This is a genomic window from Massilia mucilaginosa (assembly GCF_011682145.1).
In the GTDB taxonomy this organism is placed as follows: Bacteria; Pseudomonadota; Gammaproteobacteria; order Burkholderiales; family Burkholderiaceae_D; genus Telluria_A; species Telluria_A mucilaginosa.
On record NZ_WHJH01000091.1, the window covers coordinates 1 to 11478 of the forward strand.

Sequence of the window (11478 nt, forward strand, 5' to 3'; positions counted from 1 at the left end):
GCCTTCGTAAGCCCGGATGCTATTACCGTCATGATGAACCTCGCTGCAACGAGTGGATCAATCATTGACTACGCATTCGGGCTTACGTTCCCTTCGTCCATCGCTCACAAATGGACAAAGTCAAGCTAAGGGGAACTGGCCCTTCAGCGCCATGGACAGGAGTGAGCCGGCGGCCGCAGCGGCGCCGTGCAGGGAGTCAGACCCCGGCTGAGCAGGCTTGACAGGCAACTGCCCGTCAAGCCGCGCGCGACGCGCTGCGCCCTACTTCGCCGCACCCACGCTGATGGCGTGCGGGAAAGCCAATTTGATTCCGGTGGCCGGACTCCAGGTTTCCCTGCCGACCCAATGGGCCCGCTTCATCCGTCGAATCAGGGCCTTGTCGAACTCCGGGGTCGGGTCGAGCTCGAACACATCGGTGCGCACACTGCCGACGTTGCTGACCGTCCCGCTGGTAATCGTGATCGTATGCGCGGATGGATCGAAATGCAGCTTGGTTTTCTCTGTATTGAAGTCCTGGAGATACAGCCTGCCGTCGCGAACCTGCACCGCCCACCAGGCATCGCACTGCGCAGTGGGCGCATCCCACCAGTCGCATGCCATGGCGATCTGGATATGCCGTTTGTCCAGCCTGCTTATCTTGAGACGTGCCTTGGTAAATTTCCACGCCGAGTCTGGCGTGGTGGTGGACGACACCAGCGTGTACTTGCCCTGCATCGCCGTCCCCGGATCCTGGACCTGGGCCTGCGCCCCCGTCATCAGAACCAGCGACAGCGCGCCAAGCCACGCGCGCAACTTCATTTTTCCAATGTGCATACAGACTTTCAAGATAATTTCAGGATGATTCAAGATAAGGTGATTCGGCGCCGCTGGCAGACGTCCTACTTCGCTCCAAACTCGATTTTTGCGCGCGAATACGTCCATTTTTTTGCGATGGCGGGGCTCCAGGTTCCCCTGGCGCTCCAGTGGGCCCGCTTCATCCGTCGAGTCAAGGCCTGATCGTACGCCGGGCTCGGATCGAGCTTGAATACATCGGTGCGTACACTCCCGGCACCGCCGACCGTACCGTTGGTAACCGTGATCGTATGCGCGAACGGATCGAAACGCAGGGCGATCGAATCGGTATTCCTGTCCTGGAGATACAGGCTGCCGTCGCGAATCTCCGCCGTCCAAAAGTCGTTGCACATTCCATTTGGCGCGTCCACCCATTCGCATGCCATGGCGATCAGCACATAGCTCAAGATAATGAGATTCGGCGCTGATCGCCGCATTCTCTCATTCTACCGCCTGCCACATCGCCGCTGCGCCGCGCCCACGCTACAATCATTGCCGGTGCGGCATGCTGACCCGGCCCCCTGTCCCGCAAGCCAATTGAAATGGAGCATGATGATCACGCCCGACCCACTTGAAGCACTGAAAGAAGCATTCCAGTCCGATGACGGCTTCCTCGTCGAACTGCGCTGCTTCGCCCGCTGGAACAAGGCCGCCTTTGCCCGCCTCGTCGCCGCCATGCAGCACTATCTTCAAAGCGCCGAACCCGGCGAACATGTCGAGCGCTGGATTGCCGAAGGTTTCTGGATACACGACTCCATGGTCAGGGACCTGTCGTGCTCCGCAACGCGCAGCGCGGCGGAACAGGCTTACTACGACGCCGCCTGCCTGCGCCTGGGCGAACTGGCCGGCTGGTTCTTCACCGGCGAGTCGCCTTGGCAGGACGGCTCGCCGCCGTTCGAGGCCTGATACGACCGAGTTACGCGGCTGCGTCCCGCTTGGGAATCTCCAGGCCTTTCGCCACCGCCGGCCGCGCCACGAAATTTTCCAGCACCCGCGTCACATGCGGAAAATCGGCGATGCCGACCAGATCGCCCGCCTCGTAAAAGCCGATCAGGTTGCGCACCCACGGGAAGATGGCGATATCGGCGATGGTGTAGGTGTCGCCCACGATCCAGGTACGCTGCGCCAGCCGTTCATTGAGCACGCCGAGCAGGCGCTTCGACTCGGCCACGTAGCGGTCGCGCGGGCGCTTGTCCTCGTACTCCTTGCCGGCGAACTTGTGGAAGAAGCCGAGCTGGCCGAACATCGGCCCGATGCCCCCCATCTGGAACATCACCCACTGGATGGTTTCGTAACGTCCGGCGGCGTCAAGCGGCAGCAATTGGCCGCTCTTCTCCGCCAGGTAGATCAGGATCGCGCCCGATTCGAACAGCGCCAGTGGCTTGCCGTCCGGGCCGTTCGGATCGATGATCGCCGGGATCTTGTTGTTCGGGTTGAGCGACATGAATTCGGGCGTGAGCTGGTCGTTGTGATCGAAGCGCACCAGGTGCGGCTCGTACGCCAGCCCGGTTTCTTCGAGCATGATCGATACCTTCACGCCGTTCGGCGTCGGCAGCGAATACAGCTGGATGCGCTCGGGGTGCGCGGCAGGCCATTTTTTCGTAATCGGGAAAGTCGACAGGTCGTTCATGGCTCACTCCTATATAGCGGGTCTGGAGACGCTCCTCGTGGGTGCATCCGGCCCGACAACATAGCAGAAATTTCATGTTTGCTGTTTTGGTGCCCTCTCCGCGCGCCAGGCGACGACCAGCGCCGCCGCCAGCAGTACGCACGCGAGCGCGAACGTCCTGCGCATGCCCGCCGCCACCGCTTCGGGCGGCGCCGTGAGCGCCTGCGCACCGAACGCGAACACGGCGCCCATCAGCGACGCACCGGTCACCAGCCCCAGGTTGCGCGCCAGGTTAAGCATGCTGGAAACCACCCCGCGCTGGCTGGCGGCCGCCGTGTTCATCAGCGCGCTATTGTTCGCCGCCTGGAACAGCGCATAGCCGATCGTCAGCACCACCAGCGGCGCAAGATAGCCCGGCAGGCCGCCAGAGGCAGGCAGCAGCACGAGCGCCACGGTCGCGGCCAGCATCAGCGCCAGCCCGGCGATGGACACGCTGGCCGTGCCGGCGCGGTCGGCCAGGCGCCCGGCCGGCACGCCGGACAGCGCCGCCACCAGCGGCCCCGCCGACAGGGCCAGGCCGACGGCGCCCGGCGCCAGCGCGAGCGCGCGCGCCAGATAAAACGGCCCCACCACCAGGGTCGCCATCATGACCGTCGACACCAGCGCCGTGGTGCCGAGACGCGCGCCGAGCAGGCGGTCGCGCAGCAGGACCAGCGGGATCAGCGGCGAGGCCGACCTGGCGCCGGCCAGCACGAACAGCCACGTCCCCCCGCCCGCAGCCAGCAGCAGGGCCAGGTTCAGGGGGCCGAAGTCGCCGCCGCCGGCTGTCATGGCCAGTGCATAAGCGCCCAGGGTCAGCGCCAGCAGCAGCGTGCCGGCGGCGTCGAAGCCGGCGCGCTCGCTGTCAAGGCGCGCCGTATCGGGCGGCAGGCCGCGGTACGCCAGCAGCCAGGCCGCGATCCCGAGCGGCACGCTGACGAAGAACAGCGCGCGCCAGCCGGCGGCGCCGATCAGCAAACCGCCCAGGGCCGGCCCCAGGGCGGTGCCAACGGCGGACATGGTTCCCAGCAGGCCCATGACGCTGCCGGTGCCGCCTTTCGAGGCCGCGCCGGCGGCAAAGCTCATTGTCAGCCCCATCATCGCCGCCGCGCCAAGCCCCTGCAGCGCGCGCGCGGCGATCAGCCAGGGCAGCGCCGGCGCCAGGCCGCACAGGGCCGATGCCACCGTAAACAGCGCAATACCGGCCAGCAGCAGCCGGCGCCGCCCGGTCAGGTCGCCGAGCCGGCCGGCGCCGACGATCAGCGTGGTAACGGCCAGCAGGTACGCCAGCACGATCCACTGCACCTGCCCGAAGCTGGCGCCGAACGCCTGCGCCAGGGCTGGCAAGCCGACGTTGGCGATGCTGGTGCCGAGCGCCGACAGCAGCATGGACAGCGCCAGCGCGGCCAGCATCGCCGGTTGCTGGCTCATGTGAGCAGCCACACCGCTTCGAGTGCCGGAAAGCGGCCTTTGAAACCGCCCGCCACCTCGGCCTTGTCGAGCAAGGTCAGTGCATACGCGTGGCCGTAGCGCTGTCGCACCTCATCGTCGCCGATCGAAAACGGCGGTCCGGCCATGATGGCCTGGTCGTACTGGTAGCAAATCAACAGTTGCGGTGCCTGCTTTGCCAGTTGCGTCACGTGCGCGCCATACTGCGCGCGCATCGGTTCCGGCAGCGCGACCAGCGCCGCCCGGTCGTACACCGCGTCGACCGCGCCGAGCAGTTCGCTTGAGAGCGAAAAGATGTCGCCGACAAAAATATCGATGTCCTGCGCGCGGTAGTGCAGCAGTGCGCCCGCGCTGCTGACGATTGGGGTGACGCCCAGGCTGGCAAACAACTGGTCGACGGCAAGCTGGCTCAATTCGATGCCCGCCACGCGGTAGCCTTGGGCGAGCAGCCAATGCAGGTCGAGCGACTTGCCGCACAAGGGCACGAACACGCGGCTGCCCGGCGCCAGTCCCAGCCGGCCGATGTGCGCCAGCATCAGCCGATTCGGTGCGCCCTCGTGGAACGCGATCTCGTTGCTTGCCCACTTGCGGTGCCAGAATTGCTCGTCCATACAGATTTCCCCGGTTGACCGTGCCGCCAGCCGGCACGCACACCCAGTCTATCCGTCGCCCACGCATGGCGGAAGACGCAACGGGTGCACTTTATTGCTGCACCAGACGCCACACCAGCGGCGAACTGCGGTATTGTCAGCGTATGTCCATGCCCGACCTCAACCTCCTGATCACCCTCGACGTGCTGCTGGCCGAAGGTAGCGTGGCGCGCGCCGCCCGCCGTTTGCAGCTCAGTCCCTCGGCCATGAGCCGTGCCCTGGCGCGTCTGCGCGACGCCACCGGCGACCCCCTGCTGGTGCGCGCCGGACGCGGCCTGGTGCCCACGCCACGCGCCATCGCGCTGCGCCAGCAGGTCAGCGAGCTGGTACACGACAGCGTGGCCGTGCTGCGTCCGGTCGGCACGCTCGACCTGACGCAGCTTGCGCGCACGTTCAGCATCCGCACCAGGGAAGGTTTCGTGGAGAATTTCGGCGCCGAACTCATCAAGCGCGTGCGCGCCGAAGCACCCGGCGTGCGCCTGCGTTTCGTGCCCAAGCCCGACAAGGAGAGCACGGGCCTGCGCGACGGCAGCGTCGATCTGGAAACCGGCGTTATCGGCAAGTCCACCGGCCCGGAAATACGCACGCAAGCCCTGTTCCGCGACCGTTTCGTGGCCGTCGTGCGCGCCGGACATGCCCTGGCCGGGGGCGCCATCACGCCCGCAAGCTATGCTGGCGGCGAGCACATCGGCGTGTCGCGCCAGGGCGGCGACAAAGGCCCGCTCGACGACGGCCTGCTGGCGCTGGGCCTGGAACGCGCGGTCGTCGTCACCGTGGCCGGCTTTGCGCCCGCGCTGGCGCTGGCCCGCGCAAGCGAGTTGATCGCCACCGTCCCGGAACGCCATACCGGCCTGCTGCGCGACGGCATGCACAGCGCCGCCCTGCCCTTTGCGACGCCCGAATTCACGGTCTCGATGCTGTGGCATCCCCGGCTCGATGCCGATCCGGCCCACCGCTGGCTGCGCGGGCACATGCGCGCGGTGTGCGGCGCCGACCGGCCCGATAACCCATGAGCACGCGTCCCTGCCCGCTTACGGCAAGGGCGCGCACGTGAGGATGTTATTGCGCTTGTCCCTGATCTCCAGATGACTTGGCTTGCCGCGTCCATCCAGATCAAGTGAAAAACTCCTGCCATCCTTGGTCTGTCCGGAGTAGAAAAAACTCTGCCCGGGTTCATGACCATGTTTTCCTGTTCCAGCGTGTCTACATCGTAGGTCGTCGCGCCGATCGTCAAAACGCCCTTCGCGAGCTCATATTCAAGTTCGTCAGATTTGCGCGTTGCTTTGTTCACACATGTCATCCTCGTCCTCGCATCCAAATAGCCGGCATATTGGGCATAGATGCTCTGGTTGCCGGGTTGAACCTTCCCAGCCAGCCTGCACTCAAACATGTTCGGGCTATTGCTGAAAGCGGCTTGTTTGGTGCCGTTGTCCTGCTCAACGATGCTGAGCGAAACTGTTTCCGAGTCGACGCTAACCATTCGCAGGGGGGGTAAGGGTAAATAGTTTTAAACTATCGGTACAATACTTATAATTGCGTATACATATCGCCTTGAATTCCTTATTGTTTAGACACATTTACAAAAAAGGAGTCAAGATGACCATCACAACCCAGCTGCGCATTTCTGGAGAACGCTACGCGGCACGCTCGGCCATGGCATTTGCCATCGCCGCACTGATCTCTCCCTTCACCTCGGCAGCGCCCCAGCTCACGCGCGACAACGGCGCCCCGGTTGGCGACAACCAGAACTCGCAAACGGCCGGCCAGAACGGCCCGCCCCTGCTGCAAGACGTTCACCTCTTGCAAAAACTCCAGCGTTTCGACCGCGAACGCATTCCCGAGCGCGTGGTCCATGCGCGCGGCACCGGCGCCCATGGCGTCTTCGTCGCCAGCAGCGACATGTCGGCCTTGACCCGCGCCAAGGTGTTCACCAACGGCACCGAAACACCAGTATTCGTGCGCTTTTCGACCGTCATCCACGGCAACCATTCACCGGAAACCCTGCGCGACCCGCGCGGTTTCGCGACCAAGTTCTACACCAGCGAAGGCAACTGGGATCTGGTCGGCAATAATCTGCCGATCTTCTTCATCCGCGACGCCGTCAAGTTCCCGGACATGGTGCACTCGCTCAAGCCCGCGCCCGAGACCAATGTGCAGGACCCGAACCGCTTCTTTGACTTTTTCTCGCACCAGCCGGAATCGACCCACATGCTGACCCAGGTGTATTCCGACCTCGGCACGCCCAAGGGTTACCGCTTCATGGACGGCCACAGCGTGCACGCGTATAAATTCGTCAACGCCGCCGGCACCGTCAACTACGTCAAATTCCACTGGAAGTCGCTGCAAGGCATCCAGAGCCTGACCGGTCCCGAAGCGAGCGCCGTCCAGGGCAAGGATTTCAATCACGCCAGCAACGACCTGGTCAAGGCCATCAAGGACAAGCAATTCCCGCGCTGGGAACTGTACGTGCAGGTACTCAAGCCGGCCGACCTTGCCAAGTTCGACTTCGACGCGCTCGACGCCACCAAGGACTGGACCGGCGTGCCGGAAACCAAGGTCGGCACCATGACCCTGAACCGCAACCCGGCCAACATCTTCCAGGAAACTGAGCAAAGCGCGTTTGCGCCATCGAACCTGGTGCCCGGCATCGAGCCGTCCGAAGACAAGCTGCTGCAAGGCCGCGTGTTTTCGTACGCCGATACCCAGATGTACCGCCTTGGCGCCAACGCGCTGCAACTGCCGATCAACCAGCCGCGCGTTGCCGCAACCAATCATCACCAGGATGGCGCCATGAACGCCGGCAAGCGTAGCGGCAATATCAACTACGAGCCGAGCCGCCAGTTCCCGCTGGCGGTCGACGCCGCCTTCAAGCCGAGCCAGCTTCCCCTGTCGGGCAGCACCGTGCAGCAACGCATCACCAAGACCTTGAACTTCCGCCAGGCCGGCGAGTTCTACCGTGCCTTGCCTGCGCAGCAGCAGAAAAACCTGGTGGCCAACCTGGCCGGCGACCTGGGCCAGGTGAAGGACGAGGAAGTGCGCTACACGATGCTGTCGCACTTCTACAAGGCGGACGCCGCTTACGGCACGGCGCTGGCCGCCGCGCTGGGCGACAAGGTCGCGCAAGTCGCCTCGCGCGCCAAGACCCTGGCCGATTGATGACACGACGGCCGCCTGCGGGCGGCCGTTTGGGAGACCGCCATGAACTACCTGATCACTATCGCTGCGCTGGCCATGGCGCAACTGGCGCACGCCGCGCCGCCCGAACCGGCGCGCCTGGCCGAACAACTCAAGGGCTACTATTTCGACGCCGCCCGCCGTGGCGACGTGGCCATGCTCAAAGAATTCACCACCGCATCGTACGACCTGAACACGCGCGACGACAAAGGCTACACGGCGCTGATCCTGGCCGCCTACCATGGCCAGGGCGCGGCCGTGGACCTGCTCATCGGCGCCGGGGCCGATCCCTGCGCCGGCGACAAGCGCGGCAACACGGCCTTGATGGGCGCGATTTTCAAAGGCGAATTGCGCATTGCCAGGCGCCTGGCCGATACCGCCTGCCAAGCGAACCAGCGTAACCACGCCGGCCAGACCGCAGCGATGTACGCGGCCTTGTTCCAGCGCAGCGAGATCCTGCAGGCGCTGGTCGAGCGCGGCGCCGATATGAATGCGGCCGACGGCGCCGGCAACACCCCGGCCAGCCTCGCCCGGGGCGAATTGAGCCAGGCGCGGCGCCAGCCCTGAGGCGCAGCGGCCCGTGGCGGCGTTGCGCGAATCTTGCCGCGTTCGCTTATAGTGCTGTTCACGATCCGCACCCATTGCCAATTATGAGCCTCAGACAGCACATCGCCACACTCGTGGACGGTCAACCGTACCGCCATGCCTTGTTCTACAAGCTTCCCGGCGGCCTGCGCTTTCGCATGGCCGAGGGCGGCGAGCATTTTGCCTGCGTTCTGACGGCTGTGCGCAAGGCCACCGTCGTCTGCGAGGACGTGTTCGCCGGCACCGATACCATCCTGGTGCATCTGCAAAGCTATGCCACGCCGAACCGGTTCGACCTGCGCCTCACGCTCCGGCAGCTCGAGATGGCCGGCGTCACCCTTCCACGTGCACGCGACATCTGGGCCGAGCCGGCCCCGCGCGACTTTCCGGGGGACGATGACAACTGGTGGGCCAATGCGCTCTTCGAACTGCCCAAGTCAAGTTTGGCCAGCCTGCTGTGGTGTGCGTTTGCCACGAACATGTGGGAGTTGCGCCCCAATCCGCATTGCCAGGTCTACCTGATCAACCCGGCAACGGGGCTCACGGTGCATCCCTACGACGACCGGGGAATGGACGTGGTCGGGACCAGCCACGAGGCGCTGCGGCAGATCTACAGCGCACATTACGCCTGGCTCTTCGAGTACGATCTCGACACGATGGACCGCCATTTCGCCATCCCGCCACCCGCCTGAAATCTGCTTACAGGTAACAAAAGCCACAGCACAAAAATAAATATGCGCATATATATCATGTTGCCCGGCGGCGCCTTCGGGGTCGAAGCGTCGCTGGCGTCGCTGGTGCTGATTGCCACTGTTGCGGCGTTCTGCGTGTATTCCCAAGCCGGTCGGCGCCCGGGCCTCGCTCCTGCTGTGAAATGACACTATACTGGAAATTCAATTCCAGTATAGTGCCGGCATGGACATCAATCAAATCATTGCCGGCCGCGTAAGCGCCCTGCGTGCCACGCACAAACTGTCGCTGGACGGGCTGGCGACACTGAGCGGTGTGAGCCGCTCCAACATCTCGCTGATCGAACGTGGCCAGAGCAGCGCATCGGCTACCGTGCTCGACAAACTGGCCGGAGCGCTCGGCGTTACCGTCTCTGCGCTCTTTGAGGACGGCGATGCGCAAACAGCCGCCCCCGCACCTGTGTCGCGCGCGCCCGATCAGCGCGTGTGGACCGATCCCGCGTCAGGATATCTGCGGCGTACGCTCTCCCCGGCCGCGCCGTCCTCGATTCAACTCGTCGAAGTCATTTTTCAGCCGGGCCAGCGCGTTATCTACGATGCCGTCGTGCGTGACTCGGAAATCGATCAGCAGATATGGATGATCGACGGAATCATGGAAATCAGCGTCGACGACCGGCACTGGCGCCTGCAGGCGGGCGATTGTCTTGCCATGCAAGCGGCCCAATCAATTGTCTATTTCAATCCGACGCAATCGGCGGCACGTTACCTTGTCGCCCTGTCGATTCCCTCATCTAAACCCATCAGGAAAAATGAAGCCGGGTAAGCGCCTGCGCTGGCCGCCATGAATCGAATGCCGATTTTCTGAATATCGTTCCCACAAAAACAAGGACATAAGATGTTTTCTTCATCAGCCATGACGATCGCCTTCGAATCACCAGATCAGACTGACGTGATCGCCCTCATTGCCGAGCTCGACGCTTACCAGGACGGCCTGTATCCGCCAGAGAGCAGGCACGCCCTGGATCTGGCGTCCTTACAGCAGCCGAATGTCTTGTTTGCCGTTGCGCGGGATCGTGCGGGCCAGGCAATCGGCTGTTGCGCGCTGGTGTTCTGCCCAGAATTTGGGGAAATCAAACGCCTGTATGTCAATCCTCGCGGTCGAGGCCAAGGCGTCGCCAGGAAACTCCTGGCTGTGCTCGAATCACGGGCAATCGACGCCGACTGTAAAGTCCTCAAGCTCGAAACCGGACCATACCAGCCGGAGGCATTAGCCCTGTATGCGGCAGCCGGCTATGAGCGCCGGGGGCCATTTGCCGATTATGCGAATGACCCGTTGAGTGTGTTCATGCAAAAACACATCGCAGCCTGAAACCTGACGCAGGCAGGTTGCATAATGCGAAAATGACGGCTTCACGCAGCTTGAGCGCATGCTGTTTTTCGTGTTGCCGATACACGCGTCTAGGGGCAGCCTAACTCACTGCGTGCATCGTCATCGCTGGCGAGTTTCTTGCCCGTCTTTATGGAAATCTGCTTTTGGATCGCTATTAATGCTGGGAATGTATAGCGTTCACAGCTTTCGGTATCCCATACATCGCCGGTGGAGGTATTGACCGCGTAATGGCCCTGCGTACTGGTCACGTAAACCACCCCGAAATGGAAGTAGCCTGGAACAACGGGCTTACCATCGGTGAGCCACGGACCGTCAATCGACAATTTCGGGGACGACATCTTGTATCGCTCGTGTTTCATCACCACGCGCAGAACCTGCTTCGATTGAGAAAGCGTCAAGCCGGAAGGCTTGATGTTCTTTACATCGAGCGTTTGTGCAAACGCTGGCAAACAGGCCATTAGGCCTAGGACGATCACCAACGCTCGAAGTTGCCTTAGGAACTGCATTGCATCCTCACCTTCACCATGCCGATGGACTCTTCAACTTTTTTGGCCCATCCATCCATTCCGCCATCTCGCGAATTGCCCGAGTTGAAGCGAAGTTCTACAAGCTTTCTGCTGAATTCGCCAGCATCCCTTTTGCCGCGAATGCCTGTCCCATATTTCTTCTCAAAGGATTCCGCCGCCATTTCGAAAGATCCGAAGGTAGCCATTTTTACCTTCGGATCTTTCAACGCCGTCAGCGTGCCGGTCTGATTGGGCGCTGGCGAATGCATTGAGAAAAAACCGTTACCGTCGCGTGCGAACCGATTTTTCCCGTGCTCACACTCATGCGCGGCAAGCCCGAGAATGTTTTCAGCAGGGATATCAAGTCTTCCTGCAACCCTTTCGGCAGCCGCCCGGTGTTTGGCAACGAATTCGACCGCATAAGTCACATTGTAAGCGCTCCATAAACCCCAGACTTGCTGGCTAATCCGAATTTCCGCATTCTTGCTACTTCGATTTGATACCGGAGCAAGCATGGAAAACACGACCGTTTTTTGGGAGAAGCACGTTGCCGCGA

14 protein-coding genes and 1 pseudogene are annotated in these 11478 nt (G+C 62.7%); 8 read left to right on the forward strand and 7 right to left on the reverse strand.

The window, feature by feature from the left end; translation table 11 throughout:
* Positions 1-261 precede the first annotated feature (261 nt).
* Both F2P45_RS32990 and F2P45_RS32995 read right to left on the reverse strand, forming a co-directional pair.
* Positions 262-846: a hypothetical protein gene (locus tag F2P45_RS32990; protein ID WP_223164888.1), complete on the reverse strand. Its 585-nt coding sequence runs from the start codon at positions 844-846 to the stop codon at positions 262-264.
* A 32-nt stretch (positions 847-878) separates the two neighbouring features.
* Entirely contained in the window at positions 879-1238 is a 360-nt protein-coding gene (locus F2P45_RS32995) for a hypothetical protein (RefSeq protein ID WP_166882445.1), read from the reverse strand.
* Positions 1239-1383: 145 nt separating this feature from the next.
* Here F2P45_RS32995 and F2P45_RS33000 point away from each other — a divergent pair, with 145 nt between their 5' ends.
* On the forward strand, positions 1384-1737 hold the full coding sequence (locus F2P45_RS33000) for a hypothetical protein (protein WP_223164889.1): 354 nt from the start codon (positions 1384-1386) through the stop codon (positions 1735-1737).
* 10 nt (positions 1738-1747) lie between these two features.
* Here the strand turns inward: F2P45_RS33000 and F2P45_RS33005 are convergent, their stop codons facing one another.
* The 3 genes from F2P45_RS33005 to tmpT all read right to left on the reverse strand — a co-directional run bounded on the left by F2P45_RS33005 (position 1748) and on the right by tmpT (position 4539).
* Complete coding sequence (locus F2P45_RS33005) at positions 1748-2461, reverse strand: glutathione binding-like protein (protein WP_166882447.1); 714 nt, start codon at positions 2459-2461, stop codon at positions 1748-1750.
* Positions 2462-2533: 72 nt separating this feature from the next.
* The gene (locus F2P45_RS33010; protein ID WP_229505427.1) at positions 2534-3910 is read right to left on the reverse strand and encodes an MFS transporter; all 1377 of its coding nucleotides are present in this window, start codon (positions 3908-3910) and stop codon (positions 2534-2536) included.
* Positions 3907-4539 carry a thiopurine S-methyltransferase gene (gene tmpT, locus F2P45_RS33015; RefSeq protein WP_166882448.1) on the reverse strand — a complete coding sequence of 211 codons (633 nt, stop codon included), beginning with the start codon at positions 4537-4539 and terminating at the stop codon, positions 3907-3909. The genes F2P45_RS33010 and tmpT overlap by 4 nt, the downstream gene beginning before the upstream one ends.
* A 143-nt stretch (positions 4540-4682) precedes the next feature.
* Here tmpT and F2P45_RS33020 point away from each other — a divergent pair, with 143 nt between their 5' ends.
* From F2P45_RS33020 to F2P45_RS33050, 7 genes are all read left to right on the forward strand, one after another.
* Positions 4683-5591: a LysR family transcriptional regulator gene (locus F2P45_RS33020; RefSeq protein WP_166882449.1), complete on the forward strand. Its 909-nt coding sequence runs from the start codon at positions 4683-4685 to the stop codon at positions 5589-5591.
* Positions 5592-6231: 640 nt separating this feature from the next.
* Positions 6232-7734 carry a catalase gene (locus tag F2P45_RS33025; RefSeq protein WP_166882457.1) on the forward strand — a complete coding sequence of 501 codons (1503 nt, stop codon included), beginning with the start codon at positions 6232-6234 and terminating at the stop codon, positions 7732-7734.
* Positions 7735-7776: 42 nt separating this feature from the next.
* Positions 7777-8319 (forward strand): ankyrin repeat domain-containing protein, encoded by a 543-nt coding sequence (locus tag F2P45_RS33030; protein ID WP_166882450.1) that lies wholly within the window; start codon positions 7777-7779, stop codon positions 8317-8319.
* 83 nt (positions 8320-8402) lie between these two features.
* Positions 8403-9029 (forward strand): DUF3885 domain-containing protein, encoded by a 627-nt coding sequence (locus F2P45_RS33035; protein ID WP_166882451.1) that lies wholly within the window; start codon positions 8403-8405, stop codon positions 9027-9029.
* Between the two features lie 42 nt (positions 9030-9071).
* Positions 9072-9215: a hypothetical protein gene (locus F2P45_RS33040; protein ID WP_166882452.1), complete on the forward strand. Its 144-nt coding sequence runs from the start codon at positions 9072-9074 to the stop codon at positions 9213-9215.
* 37 nt (positions 9216-9252) lie between these two features.
* Positions 9253-9849, forward strand: coding sequence for a helix-turn-helix domain-containing protein (locus F2P45_RS33045; protein WP_166882453.1), 597 nt, complete (start codon positions 9253-9255; stop codon positions 9847-9849).
* 90 nt (positions 9850-9939) lie between these two features.
* Positions 9940-10395, forward strand: a complete 456-nt coding sequence (locus F2P45_RS33050) for a GNAT family N-acetyltransferase (RefSeq protein WP_166882458.1) — start codon at positions 9940-9942, stop codon at positions 10393-10395.
* 89 nt (positions 10396-10484) lie between these two features.
* Here the strand turns inward: F2P45_RS33050 and F2P45_RS33055 are convergent, their stop codons facing one another.
* Together F2P45_RS33055 and F2P45_RS33060 are read right to left on the reverse strand one after the other, a co-directional pair.
* Positions 10485-10922, reverse strand: a complete 438-nt coding sequence (locus tag F2P45_RS33055; protein ID WP_223164890.1) for a Tgi2PP family T6SS immunity protein — start codon at positions 10920-10922, stop codon at positions 10485-10487.
* A pseudogene (locus F2P45_RS33060) lies at positions 10910-11478 on the reverse strand (glucosaminidase domain-containing protein); the annotation flags it as partial. The gene F2P45_RS33055 and the pseudogene F2P45_RS33060, both read right to left, overlap by 13 nt.

What these genes read in the sequence shown, in the direction of transcription:
- F2P45_RS33045 (WP_166882453.1), top strand. Translation starts at nt 9,253, where the DNA reads ATGGACATCAATCAAATCATTGCCGGCCGCGTAAGCGCCCTGCGTGCC.
- F2P45_RS33000 (WP_223164889.1), top strand. Translation starts at nt 1,384, where the DNA reads ATGATCACGCCCGACCCACTTGAAGCACTGAAAGAAGCATTCCAGTCC.
- F2P45_RS33010 (WP_229505427.1), bottom strand. Translation starts at nt 3,910, where the DNA reads ATGAGCCAGCAACCGGCGATGCTGGCCGCGCTGGCGCTGTCCATGCTG.
- tmpT (WP_166882448.1), bottom strand. Translation starts at nt 4,539, where the DNA reads ATGGACGAGCAATTCTGGCACCGCAAGTGGGCAAGCAACGAGATCGCG.
- F2P45_RS33030 (WP_166882450.1), top strand. Translation starts at nt 7,777, where the DNA reads ATGAACTACCTGATCACTATCGCTGCGCTGGCCATGGCGCAACTGGCG.
- F2P45_RS33025 (WP_166882457.1), top strand. Translation starts at nt 6,232, where the DNA reads ATGGCATTTGCCATCGCCGCACTGATCTCTCCCTTCACCTCGGCAGCG.
- F2P45_RS33040 (WP_166882452.1), top strand. Translation starts at nt 9,072, where the DNA reads ATGCGCATATATATCATGTTGCCCGGCGGCGCCTTCGGGGTCGAAGCG.
- F2P45_RS33055 (WP_223164890.1), bottom strand. Translation starts at nt 10,922, where the DNA reads ATGCAGTTCCTAAGGCAACTTCGAGCGTTGGTGATCGTCCTAGGCCTA.
- F2P45_RS33005 (WP_166882447.1), bottom strand. Translation starts at nt 2,461, where the DNA reads ATGAACGACCTGTCGACTTTCCCGATTACGAAAAAATGGCCTGCCGCG.
- F2P45_RS33050 (WP_166882458.1), top strand. Translation starts at nt 9,940, where the DNA reads ATGACGATCGCCTTCGAATCACCAGATCAGACTGACGTGATCGCCCTC.
- F2P45_RS33035 (WP_166882451.1), top strand. Translation starts at nt 8,403, where the DNA reads ATGAGCCTCAGACAGCACATCGCCACACTCGTGGACGGTCAACCGTAC.
- F2P45_RS33020 (WP_166882449.1), top strand. Translation starts at nt 4,683, where the DNA reads ATGTCCATGCCCGACCTCAACCTCCTGATCACCCTCGACGTGCTGCTG.